This window comes from Demequina lignilytica (assembly GCF_030418305.1).
Taxonomy (GTDB): Bacteria; Actinomycetota; Actinomycetes; order Actinomycetales; family Demequinaceae; genus Demequina; species Demequina lignilytica.
This window is the reverse complement of the sequence record NZ_JAUHPX010000002.1, coordinates 134,804-155,406: the sequence shown is the minus strand read 5'-3', so window position 1 is coordinate 155,406 and position 20,603 is coordinate 134,804. Positions and strand designations below refer to the sequence as shown.

Annotated in this window: 20 protein-coding genes; 13 read left to right on the top strand and 7 right to left on the bottom strand. The window is 72.7% G+C overall.

The features are described 5' to 3' along the window. Positions 1 to 14: 14 nt before the first annotated feature. The 6 genes from QQX10_RS04035 to QQX10_RS04010 all read right to left on the bottom strand — a co-directional run bounded on the left by QQX10_RS04035 (position 15) and on the right by QQX10_RS04010 (position 3,941). Entirely contained in the window at positions 15 to 338 is a 324-nt protein-coding gene (locus QQX10_RS04035; protein WP_436968574.1) for an AzlD domain-containing protein, read from the bottom strand. Further along, positions 335 to 1,018, bottom strand: coding sequence for an AzlC family ABC transporter permease (locus tag QQX10_RS04030; RefSeq protein ID WP_301118402.1), 684 nt, complete (start codon positions 1,016 to 1,018; stop codon positions 335 to 337). Before QQX10_RS04030 ends, QQX10_RS04035 begins: the two co-directional genes overlap by 4 nt. Beyond that, the gene (locus QQX10_RS04025) at positions 1,015 to 1,647 is read right to left on the bottom strand and encodes a GNAT family N-acetyltransferase (protein WP_301118401.1); all 633 of its coding nucleotides are present in this window, start codon (positions 1,645 to 1,647) and stop codon (positions 1,015 to 1,017) included. Before QQX10_RS04025 ends, QQX10_RS04030 begins: the two co-directional genes overlap by 4 nt. Then, positions 1,644 to 2,147, bottom strand: coding sequence for a dihydrofolate reductase (locus QQX10_RS04020; RefSeq protein WP_301118400.1), 504 nt, complete (start codon positions 2,145 to 2,147; stop codon positions 1,644 to 1,646). The genes QQX10_RS04025 and QQX10_RS04020 overlap by 4 nt, the downstream gene beginning before the upstream one ends. A 2-nt stretch (positions 2,148 to 2,149) precedes the next feature. Then, positions 2,150 to 2,953: a thymidylate synthase gene (locus tag QQX10_RS04015; RefSeq protein WP_301118399.1), complete on the bottom strand. Its 804-nt coding sequence runs from the start codon at positions 2,951 to 2,953 to the stop codon at positions 2,150 to 2,152. A gap of 112 nt (positions 2,954 to 3,065) precedes the next feature. Continuing rightward, positions 3,066 to 3,941, bottom strand: coding sequence for a hypothetical protein (locus tag QQX10_RS04010; protein ID WP_301118398.1), 876 nt, complete (start codon positions 3,939 to 3,941; stop codon positions 3,066 to 3,068). Positions 3,942 to 4,165: 224 nt separating this feature from the next. Between QQX10_RS04010 and dapA the strand changes: the two genes are divergently transcribed. The 4 genes from dapA to QQX10_RS03990 all read left to right on the top strand — a co-directional run bounded on the left by dapA (position 4,166) and on the right by QQX10_RS03990 (position 11,721). Next, on the top strand, positions 4,166 to 5,059 hold the full coding sequence (gene dapA, locus QQX10_RS04005) for a 4-hydroxy-tetrahydrodipicolinate synthase (RefSeq protein WP_301118397.1): 894 nt from the start codon (positions 4,166 to 4,168) through the stop codon (positions 5,057 to 5,059). A gap of 10 nt (positions 5,060 to 5,069) precedes the next feature. Then, on the top strand, positions 5,070 to 6,752 hold the full coding sequence (locus tag QQX10_RS04000) for a ribonuclease J (RefSeq protein ID WP_301118396.1): 1,683 nt from the start codon (positions 5,070 to 5,072) through the stop codon (positions 6,750 to 6,752). Positions 6,753 to 6,823: 71 nt separating this feature from the next. Beyond that, complete coding sequence (locus QQX10_RS03995) at positions 6,824 to 9,469, top strand: FtsK/SpoIIIE family DNA translocase (protein WP_301118395.1); 2,646 nt, start codon at positions 6,824 to 6,826, stop codon at positions 9,467 to 9,469. Then, the gene (locus QQX10_RS03990) at positions 9,454 to 11,721 is read left to right on the top strand and encodes a putative bifunctional diguanylate cyclase/phosphodiesterase (protein ID WP_301118394.1); all 2,268 of its coding nucleotides are present in this window, start codon (positions 9,454 to 9,456) and stop codon (positions 11,719 to 11,721) included. Before QQX10_RS03995 ends, QQX10_RS03990 begins: the two co-directional genes overlap by 16 nt. A 48-nt stretch (positions 11,722 to 11,769) precedes the next feature. On the opposite strand, the gene QQX10_RS03985 is transcribed toward QQX10_RS03990, so the two are convergent. Then, positions 11,770 to 13,098, bottom strand: coding sequence for a CapA family protein (locus tag QQX10_RS03985; protein WP_301118393.1), 1,329 nt, complete (start codon positions 13,096 to 13,098; stop codon positions 11,770 to 11,772). A 69-nt stretch (positions 13,099 to 13,167) separates the two neighbouring features. Between QQX10_RS03985 and pgsA the strand changes: the two genes are divergently transcribed. From pgsA to miaA, 9 genes are all read left to right on the top strand, one after another. Next, the gene (gene pgsA / locus QQX10_RS03980; protein WP_301118392.1) at positions 13,168 to 13,737 is read left to right on the top strand and encodes a CDP-diacylglycerol--glycerol-3-phosphate 3-phosphatidyltransferase; all 570 of its coding nucleotides are present in this window, start codon (positions 13,168 to 13,170) and stop codon (positions 13,735 to 13,737) included. Next, complete coding sequence (locus QQX10_RS03975; protein WP_301118391.1) at positions 13,724 to 14,206, top strand: CinA family protein; 483 nt, start codon at positions 13,724 to 13,726, stop codon at positions 14,204 to 14,206. Before pgsA ends, QQX10_RS03975 begins: the two co-directional genes overlap by 14 nt. A 92-nt stretch (positions 14,207 to 14,298) precedes the next feature. Beyond that, positions 14,299 to 14,610, top strand: coding sequence for a helix-turn-helix domain-containing protein (locus QQX10_RS03970; protein WP_301118390.1), 312 nt, complete (start codon positions 14,299 to 14,301; stop codon positions 14,608 to 14,610). A gap of 3 nt (positions 14,611 to 14,613) precedes the next feature. Further along, positions 14,614 to 14,850 carry a DUF3046 domain-containing protein gene (locus tag QQX10_RS03965; protein WP_301118389.1) on the top strand — a complete coding sequence of 79 codons (237 nt, stop codon included), beginning with the start codon at positions 14,614 to 14,616 and terminating at the stop codon, positions 14,848 to 14,850. Positions 14,851 to 15,029: 179 nt separating this feature from the next. Next, on the top strand, positions 15,030 to 16,103 hold the full coding sequence (recA, locus tag QQX10_RS03960) for a recombinase RecA (RefSeq protein WP_301118388.1): 1,074 nt from the start codon (positions 15,030 to 15,032) through the stop codon (positions 16,101 to 16,103). Further along, on the top strand, positions 16,103 to 16,651 hold the full coding sequence (locus QQX10_RS03955) for a regulatory protein RecX (RefSeq protein ID WP_301118387.1): 549 nt from the start codon (positions 16,103 to 16,105) through the stop codon (positions 16,649 to 16,651). The genes recA and QQX10_RS03955 overlap by 1 nt, the downstream gene beginning before the upstream one ends. A gap of 15 nt (positions 16,652 to 16,666) precedes the next feature. Next, complete coding sequence (gene rny, locus QQX10_RS03950; protein ID WP_301118386.1) at positions 16,667 to 18,133, top strand: ribonuclease Y; 1,467 nt, start codon at positions 16,667 to 16,669, stop codon at positions 18,131 to 18,133. Next, positions 18,130 to 19,635: a tRNA (N6-isopentenyl adenosine(37)-C2)-methylthiotransferase MiaB gene (gene miaB / locus QQX10_RS03945; RefSeq protein ID WP_301118385.1), complete on the top strand. Its 1,506-nt coding sequence runs from the start codon at positions 18,130 to 18,132 to the stop codon at positions 19,633 to 19,635. Before rny ends, miaB begins: the two co-directional genes overlap by 4 nt. Beyond that, positions 19,632 to 20,594, top strand: coding sequence for a tRNA (adenosine(37)-N6)-dimethylallyltransferase MiaA (gene miaA, locus QQX10_RS03940; RefSeq protein WP_301118384.1), 963 nt, complete (start codon positions 19,632 to 19,634; stop codon positions 20,592 to 20,594). The genes miaB and miaA overlap by 4 nt, the downstream gene beginning before the upstream one ends. Positions 20,595 to 20,603: the final 9 nt, after the last annotated feature.

The following is a 20,603-nucleotide window of genomic DNA, read 5'->3' as shown; positions in this document are numbered from 1 at the left end:
CTCGCGGCAGCCGGTCAGCCCCAGCCGAGCGCGCGCAGGCCCGCCGCGACCGCCGCCGCCGCCGCGACCACCACGATGAACGGCGCGCGGCGCCAGAGCAGCAGCGCCGCGACCGCGAGCGCGGCGACCCGGGCGTCGACGGCGAGCGCGCGTCCCGACGCGAAGGTCTGCACCGCCACCAGCGCGGACAGCAGGGCGACCGTCACGAACGCGGCGATGCGGTGGACCCGCGGGTCCTCGAGCCAGGACTCGGGCACCGCGTGTCCGGCGAGCTTGGTCAGCCAGGCGAGCAGCCCGGCCGCGACGATCGCCGCCCAGGTCCAGGCGTAGGGGCTCACTCGGGCACCTCCTCGAGCCGCGGGTGCCCCCAGCCGGCCAGGATCGCGATCGCCGCGGCGGCGAGCACGGGCACGCCCGGCGGCGCGACGGGCGTGAGGGCGAGCGCGAGCACCGCCGCTCCCGCGGCGACGGCCTGGGCGCGACGATGCGCGAGCCGGGGCCACACCAGCGCGAGGAACGCCGCGGCGGCGGCGGCGTCGAGGCCCCAGTCGGCCGGGTCCCCGATCCGGCTGCCGAGCAGGGCGCCCAGCAGCGTGATCGCGTTCCACGCGAGGAAGACGCCGACGCCGGTCCACCAGAAGCCGGTGCGCCGGGCCTCCCGGTGGTCGGCCGGCTGCGCGAGGGCGACCGCCGTCGACTCGTCGATGGTCACCTGCGCGGCCCAGGCCCGCCGCCAGCCGGTGATCGGTCGCATGACGGGCGCGAGGCCGACGCCGTAGAACCCGTTGCGCAGCCCGAGGAAGGTCGAGGTCGCCGCCGCGGCCCACGGTCCGCCGCCGGCGCCGATCACGCCGACGAACGCGAACTGCGAGCCCCCGGAGAACACGAGCAGCGACAGTGCGCAGGTCTGCCAGACGTCGAGTCCAGCGGCCACCGAGAGCGCTCCGAAGCTCAGCCCGTAGGCGCCCGTCGCGAGCGACACCGACAGCGCCTGCTGGCGGGTCGCGTCGAGCATCATCCGGGCCACGCGACCGCCGCTCCATCGGCGTCGGTGAGCGCGGGGCGCGGCCATGAGGCGAGGGGCTCCACGGCGAGCGTGGAGGGCGTCGCGCGCCACTCGACCGGCGCGACGGCCGCGCCGCCGTCGCTGCATGTGAGGATCGCCGTGTCCGGCTGCCTCGCGTAGCCGAGGCGCGCGGGCACGGCGGCGCTGCGGGTGTTCGCGGGGGCGTGAGCGATGCCGACCGTCGGCACGCCGCAGATCTCGAGGGCGACCAGCGTCAGCGCCGCGACCGCCTCGGTGACCAGGCCGAGCCCCTCGTGCGCCGCATCGATCCAGTAGCCGATCTCGAGGTACGGCTCGGGCTCGGTGCGGACGTGGTAGCCCGTCCCTCCCACCAGCGTGCCGTCGGCGAGGAAGAGGCCCATGGTGAACTCGGTGCCCGCGTCGAACGCGGCGTCGACCTCGGCGATCCACGCGCGTCGCTGCGCGACGCTCTGCGGCTCGTCCGCGGCCCACGGCAGGAACCGGATCAGGTGCTCGCGGTTGCGCGCGGCGACCGCGGCGAGAGCCTCGGCGTCCGCGGGGGCGTAGCGGCGGAGCACGAGCCGCTCGGTGGCGATCCGCGCGGGGACGGGCCAGGTCATCGGCGCCGGTGGCGGACGATCCGGTACCGCAGGCCAGTGCGGGACTCCTGCCAGTCGGCGGCCTTCACGCGCCACGCGTCCGGGTCCAGGGTCGGGGCGAAGGTGTCGCCCTCGGTCACCAGGTCGATCTCGGTCACCACGATCTCGTCGGCGATCCCCGCGGCCTCCGCGAACAGCCGCGCACCGCCCATCACCCAGCACGTCGCGTCGGGGTCGAGGTCCTCCGCGGCGTCGAGCGCACCCTCGAGCGAGGAGGCGCTCGCGGCGCCGTGGAACGTGTTCTCGTGATGCGACACGACGATGTTGGTGCGGCTGGGCAGCGGGCGGAACCGCTCGGGCAGCGACTCCCAGGTCAGACGGCCCATGATGACCACCTCGCCGTGCGTGGTCTCCGAGAAGTGGGCGAGGTCCTCGGGAAGGTGCCACGGCATCGTCCCGCCGAGCCCGATCACCGGGCGGCCCTCGCCGTCCCGTGCCTGCGCCCAGATCGCCTTGACCATCGTCAGACCGCCACGGGGGCCTTGATGCCCGGGTGGTGCTGGTAGTTCTCGATGATCACGTCGTCGATGTCGTAGTCGAGCAGCGAGTCCTTCGGTTCGAGCCGCAGCGTCGGGTACGGGAAGGGCTCGCGGCTGAGCTGCAGCGCGACCTGGTCCATGTGGTTCGAGTAGATGTGGCAGTCGCCGCCGGTCCACACGAAGTCGCCGACCTCGAGCCCGGTCTGCGCGGCGATCATGTGCGTGAGGAGCGCGTAGGACGCGATGTTGAACGGCACGCCCAGGAACAGATCGGCGCTGCGCTGGTACAGCTGGCAGCTCAGGCGACCGTCGGCGACGTAGAACTGGAACATCGCGTGGCACGGCGGCAGCGCCATCTCGTCGATCAGGGCCGGGTTCCACGCCGAGACCATGTGCCGCCGCGAGTCCGGGTTGGACCGGATCGACTCGATCACGTTCGCGATCTGGTCGACGTGCCGGCCGTCCGGGGTCGGCCACGAGCGCCACTGGTAGCCGTAGACCGGGCCGAGCTCGCCGTCCGCGTCCGCCCACTCGTCCCAGATGGTGATCCCGCGCTCCTGCAGCCAGCGCACGTTGGTCTCGCCGCGCAGGAACCACAGCAGCTCGCCGACGACTGACCGTACGTGCACGCGCTTGGTGGTGATCAGCGGGAAACCCTCGGAGAGGTCGTAGCGAAGCTGGCGGCCGAACACCGACAGCGTGCCGGTGCCGGTGCGGTCGCCCTTCTGCGTGCCGGTGGCCAGCACGTCGCGCAGCAGGTCCTCGTACGGGGTCGGGATCGCGCTCACGCGGCCAGCCTAGTGCGCCCGGCGGCCATGGGTGGGGCCGGCGCGGGACGATGCGGGGTCGTCCGGGGGACGGGGCCGTCGACCCCGTCCCCCGGGCGCCGGTGCGGCCCGGCTACCGTGCGTTCTTGCCTCCCGAGGCTGTCAGGACGATGTCGAGCGTCGCGGTGTGCGCGTCCGGCAGGTCGGTGTCGCCCACGGTGTCGAACACGCCCGTGAGCGTGGTCGCCGTGGATACCTCGAAGGTGATCCGGTACGAGCCCGGCAGGGGAGCCGCGCCCTTCTGGCCCCAGTTGAAGCCGTAGACGATCGCGCCGGCCGAGTTGACCTCGGCCACGGCGACCCCCTCGTAGACGGTCCTCCCGACCACATCGTCCTTGTCGAGCTCCGCGATGGTGAGGTAGGCGCCGGGGTCCCAGACCCTGGCCAGCGTCATCGGCGCCGGCAGGTCGATGCCCGGGTCCGCGGCCGCTTCCGCCAGGGTGGTGCCATCGGTGCCGTAGGTGGCGTAGCGGTCGAGCTCGTCCGTGAGCTTCTCCACGTAGTACCCGGTGTCGCCCGCGCCGACGGGTGCGAGCAGGCTCGCCTCCACGCGGATGGTCTTCCCGGACTTGAGCGCGGTGCTCCCGGTCAGGTTGTCGCCCCAGTCGATCACGGCGGAGGCCGCGAGCACGACTCCGCAGGTCGCGGTCCAGGTCGACTCGGACTTCTGCGTCCAGTAGCCGTCGAAGTCGGGGTCCGTCGCCTGCTCGTCGTGACCCGGCGCGACGGCCGTCCCGCACCCCATCGTCAGGTACGGCTGCGGCGACTGGCCGGCCGCGCTGACCAGGAGCGTGGGCACCGACAGGTTGTTGTACAGCCCGGTGTCCCCGACTCCGGACGGCGGACCGCCCCCGCCGACGCCATCCGGCTTGCCCTGGGCGCCCGCCGGCGCCGCCAGGGCGACGGTCATGAGCGCCACGGCGATGAGGCTCAGCACTCTCGTGCGCATCTTCCTCTCCTTCCATCCGGACGGTGAGGCACGCGTGGCGGCTGCCGCACCGCCAGGGGTCCGGTTCCCTCGCCGGACCCCGCATCTTCCACGCTACGCGCGCGGGTCGCCGCGCATGAGGCCGGTGACATGACACCCAGGCGCACATGCAACCCCCGTCCACGACCACGCGGGGCCCGGCGAGGGACGCCGCGCGGCCCGGCGCGCGCGGTAAGTTGAGTCCCATGACTTCCACCTCCCGGCCGTTCGGCACCGTGCTGACCGCGATGGTCACGCCGATGCACGAGGGCGGCGCCCTCGACCTCGCATCCGCCCAGGCTCTGGCCCGTTTCCTCGTGGCCCGCGGCTCGGACGGGCTGGTGCTCTCGGGCACCACCGGCGAGGCGCCGACGACGCACGCACCGGAGAAGGTCGACCTCCTGCAGGCGGTCCGCGAGGCCGTCGGACCCGACGTCACGATCCTCACGGGCGCCGGCTCGAACGACACCGCCCACGCGGTGCGGATGGCCGAGCAGGGCGAGGAGGCCGGCGCCGACGGCATCCTCGCGCTCACCCCGTACTACTCCAAGCCGTCGCAGGCGGGGGTCGTCGCGCACTTCCGCGCGATCCTGGGCGCCACGGGTCTGCCCGCGATGCTCTACGACATCCCGGGCCGCACCGCGCTCGCGATCTCCGACGAGTCGATGGACGAGCTGGCCGCGCACCCGCGCGTGGTCGCGGTCAAGGACGCCACCGGGGACGTGGCGCAGGCGAAGGCCCGCATCGAGCGCACCGGCCTGGCCTGGTACTCGGGCGACGACGCGCTCACCCTCGAGTTCCTCCGCGCCGGCGGCGTCGGAGTCGTCTCGGTGTCGAGCCATGTGGTGTCCGCCGAGCTCGCCGCCATGATCGCCGCGCACGACGCGGGCGACGACGCCGAGGCCGACCGCATCCACGAGTCGCTCCTGCCGGTGCACGAGGCCGTCTTCACCGGCCCCGGCGCCACCAACGCGAAGTCCGCCGTGCACTGGCTCGGCGCCATCCCGAGCCGCGCGATGCGGCTCCCGCTTCTTCCCAACACGCCCGCCGAGCATGAGGCGCTCATCTCGCGCCTGACCGCCGCGGGCATCCATCCCTGACGGAGACCGCATGACCTTCCACGCCGACCTGCCCGCCCCGCCGCCGCTCGAATCCGGCACCCTGCGCATCGTCCCCCTCGGGGGGCTGGGCGAGGTGGGCCGCAACATGCACACGCTCGAGATCGACGGGCGCATCCTCATCATCGACTGCGGCGTCCTCTTCCCCGAGGACCACCAGCCGGGCGTCGACCTGATCCTGCCCGACCTCGACTACCTCGAGGACCGGCTCGACGACATCGAGGCGATCGTCCTCACCCACGGCCACGAGGACCACATCGGCGCCGTCCCGTACCTGCTCCGCATGCGCCGGGACATCCCGATCCTGGGCTCGCAGCTCACGCTCGCCTTCATCGAGGCGAAGCTCAAGGAGCACCGCATCACCCCCGTGACGCTCGCCGTGAAGGAGGGCCAGCGCGAGCAGCTCGGGCGCTTCGACCTCGAGTTCATCGCGGTGAACCACTCGATCCCGGACGCGCTCGCGGTCATGGTGCGCACCTCCGCCGGCACCGTGCTCAACACGGGCGACTTCAAGATGGACCAGCTCCCGCTCGACGGTCGCATCACGGACCTGCGCGCCTTCGCCCGCCTGGGCGAGGAGGGGGTCGACCTCTTCATGGTCGACTCCACCAACGCCGAGGTCCCCGGGTTCACCACGGCCGAGGTCGAGATCGGTCCCGTGCTCAACCAGCAGTTCGCGCAGGCCAAGGGGCGGATCATCGTCGCGTCCTTCGCGAGCCACGTGCATCGCGTCCAGCAGGTGATCGACGCCGCGGAGGAGCACGGCCGCAAGGTCGCGTTCGTCGGCCGGTCGATGGTCCGCAACATGGGGATCGCCGCCGAGATGGGCTTCCTGCGCGTCCCCGACGGGATCCTGGTCGACCCGAAGGCCGCGGACCAGATGCCGCGTCACAAGGTCGTGTACATGTCGACCGGCTCGCAGGGCGAGCCGATGGCGGCGCTGTCCCGCATGGCCAACCGCGACCACAAGGTCGAGGTGGGCGAGGGGGACCTGGTGGTCCTCGCATCGTCCCTCATCCCCGGCAACGAGAACGCGGTGTTCCGCGTGATCAACGGCCTGATGCGGCTCGGCGCCACGGTGGTCCACCAGGGCAGCGCGCGCGTCCACGTGTCCGGCCACGCGAGCGCGGGCGAGCTCATCTACTGCTACAACATCCTGCGCCCGCGGAACGTCATGCCCATCCACGGCGAGGTGCGCCACCTGCTGGCGAACGGCCGCCTCGCGATGCGCACCGGCATCCCGGCGGAGAACGTTGTCCACGCCGAGAACGGCACCGTGATCGACCTCAAGGACGGCGTCGCGAAGGTCGTCGGCGGGGTCGAGTTCCACAACGTGTACGTCGACGGCTCGTCGGTCGGGGAGATCACGGAGACCGAGCTCAAGGACCGCCGGATCCTCGCGGAGGAGGGCTTCGTGTCCGTGTTCGCCGTGGTCGACTCGTCGAACGGGACGGTCGTCAGCGGCCCCGAGGTCCACGCGCGCGGCCTCGCGGAGGACGACGCGGTCTTCGACGCGATCCTGCCCGAGATCAAGAAGGCGATCGAGGACTCCGCCCGCTCGGGTGCCGCCGACACGCATCAGCTCCAGCAGGTGGCGCGCCGCGTGCTCGGCCGGTACGTCGGCACCAAGCTGCGCCGGCGACCGATGATCATCCCGGTGGTCGTGGAGGCCTGAGGGGGACGATGCGGGGGTCGCGCGGGGTGGCAACCGGCCGAAGTCGGGGGTGCGCGGTACCGTCCTGACCCATGGCAGACACGCGACAGAGCCGCCCCGCGACTCGATCCGCCGCGACGGGCAAGGGCGGCGGCCGCCGCCCCGCGGCCCGGCAGCCGGCCAAGAAGCGTCCTCCGGCGGTGCTGCGCGTGCTCCGGAAGGTGGGGCAGGGGACCGCCGCCGCGACCGGCAACGCCGTCCGCGGGATCGGGCACGGCGCGCGCGACGTGAGCCCCGCCGTGCGACGTGACGGGTGGGCGATCCTGCTCGTCATCGTCGCGATCCTGGTCGCCGCGCGCGAGTGGTTCGAGCTGAGCAGCTGGGCCGGCGTCGCCATCCACTGGGTCGCCGCCGGCACGTTCGGCGTGCTCGCGTACGGGCTTCCGGTGGTCCTGGTCGCGATGGCGATCCGACTCATGCGGGCCCCGCAGGAGGAGTCCGCCAACCACCGCATCACCCTCGGCGCGCTGATGCTCGCCATCATGGTCGACGGCATCATCCACGTCGCCCAGGGGCAGCCGAGCCCGACCGCGGGCGTCGAGGGCATCCAGGCGGCGGGCGGGATCCTCGGCTTCCTCATCGGGACGCCGCTGGCGTCGCTGGTGTCCGCGCCGCTCGCGATCGTCGTCATGGTCCTGCTCGCCCTGCTCGCGCTGCTGATCGTCGCGGGGATCTCGATGCGCGAGGCGGTGGCGTGGGTCCGCGAGGTCTCCGCCAAGGTGCGTCACGGCGACGACGAGGACCAGGAGCTCGACCTGCCCGAGCACCGCACCCTCGCGCGCTCCGGTGAGCAGCCGGCGCGGAAGCGTCGCGGCCGTGCGCGGCAGCTCCTCGACCGGGCGCTGCACGGCGAGCCGGCGGGTGAGGATGGACTCGACTCGTACGAGGCCGACGAGGCGTTCGCGACCGCCGCTCAGGTGGGCCGCACCGACTTCGACGACCTGATCCTCGACCCCGAGGGCGCCGGGCGCCCGCCCGTGACCGAGGTGATCTCGCCCTACGAGGTGCCGCAGGACGCCGAGGACGACGGCGCGCCGTGGGAGGACGCGGCCGACGCCGTCACCCAGGCGATCCCAGCCGCCGCGCCCGTGGCGCCGCCGACCACGCGCATCGTCCCGGTGGGGGAGCAGGGCACCCTCGAGAACTCCGCCCCCTACGTGCTTCCCGACCTCGACATGCTCGTGAAGGGCGCGCCCCACAAGGAGCGGTCCGCCGCGAACGACCGGGTCGTGGCGGCTCTCACCGACGTGCTTGAGCAGTTCGGGGTGGACGCGACCGTCACCGGCTTCACGCGCGGCCCGACCGTCACGCGCTACGAGGTCGAGCTCGGCGCGGGGGTCAAGGTCGAGAAGATCACCCAGCTGAGCAAGAACATCGCGTACGCCGTCGCGAGCGCGGACGTCCGCATCCTCTCGCCCATCCCCGGCAAGTCGGCGATCGGCATCGAGATCCCGAACGTCGATCGCGAGACCGTCATGCTCGGCGACGTGCTGCGCTCCCAGGTCGCGGCCCGCAACGACCACCCGATGGCGATCGGGATCGGCAAGGACGTCGAGGGCGGCTACGTGATGGCCAACCTGGCCAAGATGCCCCACCTGCTGGTCGCGGGCGCGACCGGCGCCGGCAAGTCGTCGTTCGTGAACTCGATGATCACGTCGATCCTGATGCGCGCCACCCCCCACGAGGTGCGCATGGTGCTGGTCGACCCCAAGCGCGTCGAGCTCACCATCTACGAGGGGATCCCCCACCTCATCACTCCGATCATCACCGACCCGAAGAAGGCCGCGCAGGCCCTCGAGTGGGTGGTGAAGGAGATGGACATGCGCTACGACGACCTCGCGCTGTTCGGCTTCAAGCACATCGACGACTTCAACAAGGCGGTGCGGGCGGGCAAGGTCAAGCCGCTGCCCGGTTCCGAGCGGAAGATCCACACGTACCCCTACCTGCTGGTGATCGTGGACGAGCTCGCGGACCTCATGATGGTCGCGCCCCGCGACGTCGACGAGTCGATCCAGCGCATCACCCAGCTCGCCCGCGCGGCAGGCATCCACCTGGTGCTCGCGACGCAGCGCCCGTCGGTCGACATCATCACCGGCACCATCAAGGCGAACGTGCCCTCGCGGCTGGCGTTCGCGACCTCGTCGCTCGCGGACTCGCGGGTGGTGCTCGACATGCCCGGCGCGGAGAAGCTGATCGGTCAGGGCGACGCCCTGTTCCTGCCGATGGGGGAGTCGAAGCCGATGCGCGTGCAGGGCGCGTGGGTGTCGGAGACGGAGATCCACGCCGCGGTCGAGCACGCCAAGGCGCAGGCCGACCCGGAGTACCGCGAGGACGTCACGCAGGCGGCCACGGGTGCCGCGGCCGTCGCCGAGGACATCGGCGACGATCTCGACGACCTGCTGGCGGCCGCCGAGCTGGTCATCACCACGCAGCTGGGATCGACCTCGATGCTCCAGCGCAAGCTGAAGATGGGCTTCGCGAAGGCGGGCCGGCTCATGGATCTCCTGGAGACGCGCGACGTGGTCGGGCCCTCGCAGGGCTCCAAGGCGCGTGACGTGTTGGTCACACCTGAGGAGCTGGCGTCGACTCTTGCTGTCCTACGAGGGGAGTCAGGCGCTAGCGTGGGCACCACCCAGGTGGAACCCGACGGTGAGGACGGCGAATGGACGGAGCGCTAGACCTGTTCGCGCAGCCGGCGTTCGTCGCCGGCTCGAGCGCGCTTCTGGTCGTGCTGGCGCTCGCCGCGTTCTACTTCTTCTGGCGCTCCGGCAGGGAGCGGGTCGCCCGCGACACGGCCCTCGAGCAGGAGCGCCTGCTGCGCCAGCAGTTCGAGGCCGTCATGACGTCCTCGCGCGACGGCATCATGATCCTGACGCGCACCGGCGATGTCGCCCTCATGTCCGATGTCGCCGCCGGGATCCTCGGCCTCAACGCCGCCGACACCACCGGGCTGCCGCTGTCCCGGCTGCCGCTGCGGTGCGTCGACCAGCACCACCGGCCGCTGCTCGGCCGCGACGCGTTCGCGCTCACCGAGGAGGGCCGGCCGCGGATCATCGGCGTCCCGGGCCGCCGCGGACCCGACGACATCCGGTGGCTGCACATCAAGGCGGACCAGGTCGAGCAGGCGCCGCACGGCCAGCCGGTCACCGTGGTCACCATCATGGACACCACGGGGCTGCGCGAGGCCGCCGAGGCCCTCAACCGCTCGGACGCGCAGTTCCGCCGCGCGATGGAGAACGCTCCGACCGGCATGGCGCTGGTCGACCTCGAGTGGCGCCTCATGGAGGTCAACCGCGCGTTCGCGGAGATGATGGGCCACACCGTCGCGGCGCTGCGCGGCACCCCCTTCTCGGCGCTGTCGCACCCGCAGGACATCCAGGCCGAGCGGGACCAGCTCGAGCGCCTGTACGAGGGCTACCAGAGCCACTTCTCGCTCGAGAAGCGCTACGTCCGCACCGACGGCAACGTCGTCTGGGCGGTGCTCGACGTGGGGCTGGTGCGCTACGCGGGCGGCGCGCCCGACCACTACGTGGTGCAGCTCCGCGACACCACGGACGACCGCATGCACTCCGAGCTCCTCGCGCACCGCGCGATGCACGACCCGCTGACCGGCCTCGCGAACCGCACGCTGCTCCACGAGGTGCTGGAGAACCTGCTCGCACAGCCCGACGCCGACGGACGCGTCGGCGTGATCGCGGTGGACCTCGACGGCTTCAAGGGGCTCAACGACCGCTTCGGCCACGCCACGGGCGACAGCGCGCTGGTCCACGTCGCCGGCATCCTCCGGGCCGCGACCGGCGGCAGCGGCACCGTCGCGCGCATCGGCGGCGACGAGTTCGTGATCGCCGTCCAGGATCCGGACTGCTCGAAGGCGCTGTTCGACATCGCCGCCTCGATCCACGAGGGGCTCAAGCGCCCGCTCGCGGTGAAGCGTCACCAGATCCAGCTGGGTGCCTCGATCGGCATCGCCATGGCCGACGACGACAGCCTCGCGGGAGGGTCGGCGACGCTCCTGAGTGCCGCCGACGCGGCGATGTACCGCGCGAAGGCGGCCGGGAAGTCCCGCACCGAGGTGTTCGAGGCGTCGATGCGCACCTCGCACGACAGCCAGAGCGCGCTCGGTGCCGAGCTCGCACGCGCGATCGAGCACGGCGACCTGGTCCTGCACTACCAGCCGATCCTCGAGCTCGCGACGCGCTCGGTGGTCGGATACGAGGCGCTCGTGCGCTGGCAGCACCCGACGCGCGGGCTGCTGCTGCCCGGCGCGTTCCTCCCGCTGATCGAGGACAAGGGCCTCGCGGTCACGCTCGGCGCCGCCCTGGTGGAGCAGGCGTCCCAGTTCCTCGCGCGCCACCCGTCGGAGAGCACGTGGGTGTCGCTGAACGTGTCGGCGGACCAGCTCGGCGACTCCGAGTTCGCCGACCGCGTGCTGAGCGCGATCGGCCGTCACCACCTCACCCCGCAACGCATCGTCGTGGAGCTGACCGAGGCCTCCCTGGTCGCCCCGAACACGCGGATCCGGCACGAGCTCACCGAGCTGCGCAACGCGGGCGTCCCGATCCTGCTCGACGACTTCGGGACCGGGGTGTCGCCGCTGTCCTACCTGCGCGACCTGCCGGTGTCCGGCGTCAAGCTCGACATGTCGTTCGTCGCGGGCATCCCGGAGGACCCGTCGGGTGCCAAGGTGTCGCGCGCGCTCGGGGCGCTCGCCCGCGAGCTCGGGCTGGCGACGATCGCCGAGGGCATCGAGACCGAGGCGCAGGCGGAGTTCCTCGGCCGATGCGGCTGGCGGTACGGGCAGGGGTGGCTCTTCGGGGTCGCGCAGCCGGGCGCCGCCGTGATCGCGGCGCACTCGCGGCTGTCGACCAGCCTGATCGACCCGAACCCGCGCGAGACCGGCGAGCTGGACCTCAAGGGCCTCGGGGGCTGACCGCGCGGGTCGCGTCGCGGGATGCCCGCGGGACCGACGGCGACGCGCTCAGGCGGCCGGCGTGAGGACCGCCGCGGACGCCTCCGCCAGCGCCTGCGCGGGTGACGTGCGCTCGGGAGCCTCGTCGCCGACCGCGTCGCGCACCATCTGCCAGCGCCGCTGGACCTCGGCGGCGCCGAGGGTGCCGGCGCCGTCCGGGATGTCGGTCAGGACGTGCATCGTGTGCGAGTCGGCGCGGTCAACGGTGATCGCCGTCCACTCGACCGCGACCTGCACCGCGTCGTCCGGATCCACCGTGAACGTGGCCGTGAGGACCACGCCGTTCGACGTCTGCGGCACGCAGCACAGGGTGCTCTGGTTCGAGAGGTAGTTGCCGAGTCCGAACGCCGTCCACATGCCCTCGCCCGCGGGGCCGCCGGGAAGCAGCTCGATCGGCTGAGGCACGTGCGCGTGGTGGCCGACGTAGAGGTCGACCGCGCCCGACTCCGCGATCCGCTCCGCCAGGAGGCGCTGAGCGTCCGTCGGCTCCGTCCGGTACTCGACGCAGCAGTGGACGGACGCGACCACCACGTCCGCGCCGTCCGCGCGCGCCTGCTCGGCGGCCGCGATGATCGGCGCCGCGTCCGACGCCTCCGCGTCGAACAGGTTGACCTCCCAGGGGTCGGCGACCGGCATCCCGTTCGTGCCGTAGGAGAACGAGATCTGCGCCACGCGGATCTCGCGGTCCCCGCTCGACACCGTGTAGAAGGAGGTCTCCGCGGCCTCCTCCGCGGTCCGGGCCGAGCCCGCATGCTGCAGGCCGTTCGCATCGAGCGCGGCGAGGGTCGCCTCGACCCCGCGGACGCCCTTGTCGACCGTGTGGTTCGACGCGGTCGAGCAGCCGTCCCAGCCGGCCTCGGCAAGGTCGCGGACCAGCTCCGGCGGCGAGGAGAACAGCGGGTACCCCGACGGTGACGACCCCTCCGGGGTGACGGGGACCTCGAGGTGGCAGAACGCCAGGTCCGCCCCCGACACGTAGGGGTCCAGCGCGGCCATGAGCGGGCTGTAGTCGTAGCCGTTCTCGCCGGCGGCCGAGCGGTTCACCGGGGTATGCGGGAGGACGTCGCCCGCCGCCACCAGGGTGAACCGCACGGGCGTGGGAGGCTCGGGGCTCGGGCTGGGCGATGCGGTGACCGCGTCCTCCGCGGGCACGGATGCCGCCGGGGCGGCCGCGTCGGACGTCTGCGTCGCGGCCGGCGTGGACGTGGGCGTCGGCAGCGCCTGGAACGCCGCCAGGCCGATCACCGCGCCGATCGCCCCCGCGAGGGTGGCGGCGAGCGCCCCCGCGGCGCCGGGCGTGCGCGCGCGCGACGATCCGTGGCGTGCGGGGCGGCTCATGGCTCAAGTATCGCGCGCCTTGGCGGGGGTCCCGGCCAGGCGGGTCTCGAACCCCACTAGGGTGATGCCGTGACATCCGCTCTGCCCAACCTGCTCACCGTCGCGCGGCTCGTGGTGGTTCCCGTCATGGTCGTGCTCCTGTGGGCCGACGGCGGCGACGAGGGCGCGATGCGCTGGTGGGGCGTCGGACTGTTCATGGCGGCGGCCGCCACGGACTACCTCGACGGCTACCTCGCCCGCCGCTGGGGCGTCGTGAGCTCCTTCGGCAAGCTCGCCGACCCGATCGCCGACAAGGCGCTCGTGCTGGCGGCGCTCGTGATGATCGTGCTGATCGACGGGGTCCCGTGGTGGCCGGTGGTCGTCATCGCGGTGCGCGAGGTCTGGGTGACCGTCGGGCGCCTGCTGGTCGCGGAGGACACCGTCATCGCGGCGTCCCGCGGAGGCAAGCTCAAGACCTTCGCCCAGCTGCTGGCGATCTGGCTCTACCTGCTGCCCGGCACGCCCGCCTGGGTCGACACCGCGGCCTGGTGGGTGCTCATGGCGGCCACCGTGCTGGCCGTCGTCACCGGCGTGGACTACACGATCAAGATCCTGGCGGCGGCGCGCCACCAGCGGGCGGGCGGCCGTGAGCACGGCTGAGCTGCTCGTCGCCCGCCTGGCCGACCGCGGCGAGACGGTGGCCACCGCCGAGTCCATGACCGGCGGCGCCGTCTGCGCCGCGCTGGTCGCCGTGCCGGGGGCGTCGGCGGTCGTGCGCGGGGGCGTGGTCGCCTACACCGTCGAGATGAAGCAGCGCCTGCTCGGCCTGGATGCGTCGCTCATCGAGCGCGCCGGGGTGGTCTCCGAGCAGGTGGCGACCGCGATGGCCGCCGCGGCGCGCACGCTCACCGGAGCGACGTTCGGCATCGCGACCACGGGCGTCGCGGGTCCGGACGGGCACGGCGGACGGGAGGCGGGGACGGTGTGCCTCGCCGTCGCGGGCCCGCGCGGTGACCAGGTGGCGACGGTGCACCTCCCGGGGGACCGCGACGCCGTGCGCACCGGAGCGGTGGAGCAAGCGCTGGCGATGCTGCGCGCGGCGATGGCGGGAGACGTGACAGGGCTGTAACGCGCGCGCCACGGGGGCGGAACAACCGTGGGGTATGGTGCGTTGTGTCAGACATGGACAAGGGCCGCATGACGACGATGAGGGGAGGGCGCATGCCTGTGCTTCGCAACGAGATCGGCGAGGTCCTTCGCGACGCCCGTCTCACGCAGGGCAAGACCCTCCGTGACATCTCCTCGGGAGCGCGCGTCTCCCTCGGCTACCTGTCCGAGGTGGAGCGCGGCCAGAAGGAGGCCTCCTCGGAGCTGCTCGCCTCGATCTGCGACGCGCTCGACGTCCCCATGTCGGACATCCTGCGCGAGGTGTCGGACCGCTTCGCCGCCGCCGAGTCCCTCGACTCCGTGACGATGATGCCGTCGATCCCGGACACCGTCCCCGAGCTGCTCAGCTCGATGCGGTCCCGCTAGGGCGTGAGGCTCAGCGAGTTCTGGGCGCTGGCCGACGCCGTGTTCGGCGAGGCCTACGCGCGCACCCTGGCGCGCGAGCTCGCGCTGTCGGACCTCGAGTCCCTGACCCCCGCCGCCGCGCTCGAGCGCGGGCACGCCCCCCGGGACGTCTGGCACGCGTGGTGCGCCCAGATGGACGTGCCGCTCGACCGGCGCGACGGCGGAGACATCGAACGGCTGGTGCCCCCGCCGCGCCGATGACGCGCCACGGCGTGTCGCTTCCGATCGAACACGCGTTCGATTACTGTGGTCGACAGGACGCCGACCGGCCCGAGCCCTCCCCGACGTGGGAGGCCCCGACCGGCCGGTGTCAGAGGCTCGGCGTAGCGTCGACCTCGACCCGGCATCACCCGCCGCATCAGGCAACGGAAGGAAGCGACATGGCACAGGCACCCGATCGCAGCAAGGCCCTCGAGGCGGCACTCGGTCAGATCGACCGTCAGTTCGGCAAGGGCTCGGCGATGCGCCTGGGCGAGCAGCAGAAGGTCGCCGTGGAGGCGATCCCCACCAGCTCGCTCGCGCTCGACATCGCGCTCGGCATCGGCGGGCTGCCGCGGGGCCGGATCGTCGAGATCTACGGCCCGGAGTCCTCCGGAAAGACCACGGTGGCGCTCCACGCGGTCGCCAACATGCAGAAGCAGGGCGGCACGGCGGCGTTCATCGACGCCGAGCACGCGCTCGACCCGGAGTACGCCCGCAAGCTCGGCGTCGACACCGACAACCTCATCGTCTCGCAGCCCGACACGGGTGAGCAGGCCCTCGAGATCGCCGACATCCTGGTCCGCTCCGGCGGCATCGACATCCTGGTCATCGACTCGGTCGCGGCGCTGGTGCCCAAGGCCGAGATCGAGGGCGAGATGGGCGACAGCCACGTCGGCCTCCAGGCACGTCTCATGTCGCAGGCGCTTCGCAAGATCACGGGTGCCCTCAACACCACCGGCACCACCGCGATCTTCATCAACCAGCTCCGCGAGAAGATCGGCGTGTTCTTCGGCAGCCCCGAGACCACCACGGGCGGCAAGGCCCTCAAGTTCTACGCCTCGGTCCGCCTCGACGTGCGCCGCATCGAGACCCTCAAGGAGGGCACCGAGCCCGTCGGCAACCGCACCCGCGTCAAGGTCGTGAAGAACAAGATGGCGCCGCCGTTCAAGCAAGCCGAGTTCGACATCCTGTACGGCCAGGGCATCTCCCGCGAGGGAGGCATCATCGACCTCGGCGTGGAGCACGGCTTCGTCAAGAAGTCCGGTGCCTGGTACACGTACGAGGGGGACCAGCTGGGCCAGGGCAAGGAGAACGCCCGCAACTTCCTCAAGGACAACCCTCAGCTCGCGGACGAGATCGAGCGCAAGGTGAAGACCAAGCTCGGGGTCGGCGTGCCGATCGGTGAGGAGAGCCAGGACGCCCCCGAGCCCGTCGTCGCGCCCTCCGGCCGCAAGGGCAAGGCGGACTTCTAGTGGCGGGCCCGCGCGGTGCGCGGCGTCGCGAGGACGACGCCGCGCACCGGCGGGCGGCCGAGGCGGCCTCCGACCCCGCCGAGCGCGCGCGCGAGATCGCGCTGCGGCTCCTGACGCACGCGCCCCGGTCGGCATCCCAGCTGCGCGACGGCCTCCTCGCGCGGGACGTCGATCCCGGGACCGCGGAGCTCGTCGTGGACCGGTACATCGAGGTCGGCCTGCTCGACGACTCCGCGCTCGCCGCGACCATCGTGCGAACCCGGCACGCGGAGCGGGGCCAGGCCGGTCGGGCCATCCGGCAGGAGCTCCGCCGCAAGGGTTTCGACGACCACGACATCGAGACGGCGCTCGCCCAGGTCGACGAGGACGACGAGCGTCGGCGCGCCTCCGAGCTCGCCGCGCGCCGGTGGCACCAGCTGGCGTCGCACCCGGACGAGGTGCGCACCAGGCGCGTGGTCGCCATGCTCGGCCGCAAGGGCTACTCGAGCTCGCTCGCATTCGCCCTCGTGCGAGACTTGCGAGATGCCGATAGTCAGGAGGACCACTAAGCGGAGGGAGCCGGGATGCCGACGTCGGTGATCGTCCTGGTGCTCCTGGGCGCCTCCCTGGTCGCCCTGCTGCTGGTCCTGTTCGCCCGCCGAGAGGCCCGCGCCGAGCGGGAGGCCGGCCGTCGCGAGGCCGAGTCGCTGCGCGAGGACGCACGCGCCAGGCTGACCGAGGCCAAGCGTCGGGAGGAGCTGGCGCTGGCCCGTGAAGCGGAGATCGCCGCCGATCACCGGCAGGCGCAGCAGTACGCGCGCTCGCTCGAGGAACGGGCGGCGGTCGTGGTGCGTGACGAGAAGCGGCTCGCGCAGGAGCGCGCGCACGTCGATCAGGAGCGCGCGGCGGCCCTGGCGGATGTCGCCGGCACCACCCCTGAGGAGGCCCGGGAGGAGCTCCGCGCGGCCCTCGTCGCCGAGGCGCGCGCGAAGGCCGCGGGCGAGGTCCGGCGCATCGAGCGCCGCACCCGTGACCAGGCCGACCTCCGCGCCAGGGAGATCCTCGTGGACGCGATGCAGCGTCAGGCCCAGGCCACGTCGACCGAGCACGGCACCACGTGGGTCGACCTGCCGAGCGAGGAGATGAAGGGCCGCATCATCGGGCGCGAGGGTCGCAACATCCGCGCGTTCGAGGCGCTCACCGGGGTGAACGTGCTGGTGGAGGAGGGCGTCAACGCCGTCCAGCTCTCCTGCTTCGACCCCGAGCGACGGGAGATCGCGGAGGTCATGCTCGCGGCGCTCGTCCAGGACGGCCGCATCCAGCCCCAGCGCGTGGAGGCCGCGTACGCGCGTGCCGTCGCGGGCGCCTCGCAGCGCCACCGCGACGCCGGGCTCGATGCGATCGCCGCGGCCGGGATCAGCGCGGTCCCTGCCGAGATGGTCGAAGTGCTCGGGCGGCTCCGGCTGCGGACCTCGTACGGGCAGAACGTGCTCGCCCATCTGGTCGAGTCCGCCCAGCTCGCGGAGGACATCGCCCGCGCTGTCGGCGCCGACGTCGAGGTCGCGCGGCGGGCCGCGTTCCTCCACGACATCGGCAAGGCCTTCACGCACGACCTCCCCGGCACCCACGCGGCCGTCGGCGCACGCTTCGCGGCCGAGCACGGCGAGGAGCCGCTGGTGGTCGCCGCCATCGCCGCCCACCACGACGAGGTGCCGCAGGAGAGCGTCGAGGGGGTGATCGTCCAGGTCGCCGACGCCCTCTCCGCGGCCCGACCCGGCGCCCGGCGGGAGGACCTCGACGCGTACGTGTCGCGGATGGAGACCCTCGAGGAGCTCGTCGCGGCACACGAGGGCGTCACGCGAGTGCTGGCGATGTCGGCCGGGCGCGAGGTCCGCGTGATCGTCGAGCCCGACGAGGTCGACGACGAGGGCACGCAGGCGCTGGCGCGTACAATTGCGGGGCACATCAGCAAGGAATTCACCTTCCCCGGAGAGATCAAGGTGACGGTGATCCGCGAGCTACGCGCGGACGCCGTCGCAGGACAGGCATGACCCAGACTTCCCCCGCACCCACGTACCTCGTCAGGACGCTCGGGTGTCAGATGAACGTTCACGACTCCGAGCACATGTCGGGCCTGCTCGAGCAGGCCGGGTACGCCGCCGCGCCCGCGGGCGCCGACGTCGCGGACGTGGTCGTGATCAACACCTGCGCAGTGCGCGAGAACGCCGCGACGCGCCTGTACGGCAACCTCGGGCAGCTCGCGGCCGTCAAGGCGGAGCGTCCCGGGATGCAGATCGCCGTCGGTGGCTGCCTCGCGCAGAAGGACCGCGGCGAGATCGTCACCCGCGCGCCGTGGGTCGACGTCGTCTTCGGCACGCACAACATCGACGTGCTGCCCGCGATGCTCGAGCGCGCGCGTCACAACGCCGCCGCGCAGGTCGAGATCGAGGAGTCGCTCAAGGTCTTCCCGTCGACGCTGCCCTCGAGACGCGACTCTCACGCGTCCGGCTGGGTGTCGATCTCGGTCGGGTGCAACAACACCTGCACCTTCTGCATCGTCCCGTCGCTGCGCGGCAAGGAGCGCGACCGGCGTCCCGGCGAGATCCTCGCCGAGGTGGAGGCGCTGGTCGCCCAGGGCGCCGTCGAGGTCACGCTCCTGGGTCAGAACGTCAACTCCTACGGCGTCGAGTTCGGCGACCGCGGCGCATTCGCTAAGCTCCTGCGCGCCTGCGGCGAGATCCCCGGCCTCGAGCGCGTGCGCTTCACCTCGCCCCATCCCGCGGCCTTCACCGACGACGTGATCGAGGCGATGGCCGCGACGCCGAACGTGATGCCGAGCCTCCACATGCCGCTGCAGTCGGGGTCCGATCGGGTGCTTCGCGCGATGCGCCGCTCGTACCGCTCGGAGCGGTTCCTCGGCATCATCGACCGCGTGCGGACGGCGATGCCCGAGGCGGCGATCACCACCGACATCATCGTCGGGTTCCCCGGCGAGACCGAGGAGGACTTCGCCGAGACCCTCCGGGTGGTCGAGGCGTCGCGGTTCACGTCGGCCTTCACCTTTCAGTACTCGCCGCGCCCGGGCACGCCCGCGTACGAGCTGGAGCCGCTCCCCAAGGCGGTGGTGCAGGAGCGCTTCGAGCGCCTCGTCGCGCTTCAGGAGCGCATCACGCTGGAGGACTCGCGGGCGCTGGTCGGCCGCGACCTCGAGCTCTTGGTGCTGGACTCGGGTGGACGCAAGGACGGCGAGTCGGCGCGGATGTCCGGGCGTGAACCCGGCAACCGCCTGGTCCACTTCTCCGTGCCCGCCGGCGAGGCCACGCCCCGTCCCGGCGACATGGTGCGGGTCCGCGTCACGCACGGTGCGCCGCATCACCTGATCGCCGACTCCGGTCTCGATGGAGGGCTGTACCAGGTGCGACGTACGCGCGCCGGCGACGCCTGGGACGCGGCGCAGGCCGACGACCACGATCACGGCGGCGACGCGTGCGGCACCGGAGGCGGTGCCGCCGGACCGGTCGGGCTCGGCATCCCGACGCTGCGCCGCGCGTGACGACGCCTTCGGGTCCGACCGCGGCGAGGGACGATGCGCCGGTGATCGTCGCGGTGGTGGGCGCCACGGCGACGGGCAAGTCCGCCGTGAGCCTCGACCTCGCCGGGGCCCTCGACGGCGAGATCGTCAACGCCGACTCGATGCAGTTCTACCGCGGCATGGACATCGGCACCGCCAAGCTGCCGCTCGGCGAGCGGCGCGGGATCCCTCACCACCAGCTCGACACCCTCGACGTCCACGAGGACGCCTCGGTCGCCAGATTCCAGGCCGAGGCGCGCGCCGACATCGCCGCGATCCACGCGCGCGGCCGGCGCGCGATCGTGGTGGGCGGCTCGGGCCTGTACCTGCGCGCGCTTCTCGACGTGTTCGAGTTCCCGGGCACCGATCCCGCGCTGCGCGCCGCGCTCGAGGCACGCGCGGACGCCGAGGGGCCGGGCGCGTTGCATCGCGAGCTGGCCGCCGCGGACCCGGAGGCCGCAGCCAAGATCCCGCCGCAGAATGTGAAGCGCCTGGTCCGCGCCCTCGAGATCATCACGCTGACTGGATCGACGCGGAGCTCGCTTCCCCGGCACGCCTACGCCGCGCCCGCGGTCACCATCGCCCTCGAACTCGCCTACGACGTGCTCGACCCGCGGATCGGCGCCCGGGTCGACGCGATGTGGGAGCAGGGCCTGGTCGACGAGGTGCGCGGCCTCGAGGCGCGAGGGCTGCGGGAGGGCGTCACCGCGCGCCGGGCGGTCGGATACGCCGAGACGCTGCGTCATCTCGACGGCGAGCTCGACGCCGAGGAGACGCGCGAGCTGATCGCGCAGCACACGCGCCGGCTCGCGCGGAAGCAGGCCCAGTGGTTCCGCCCGGACCCGCGGGTGCGCTGGATCGGCGCGCCCGTCGGCCCCGACGATGTCGCTCGCGCCTCCGCCGACGCGCTCGCCCAGGTGCGGGCCGCCGACGCGGCCTGACCCGCGCAT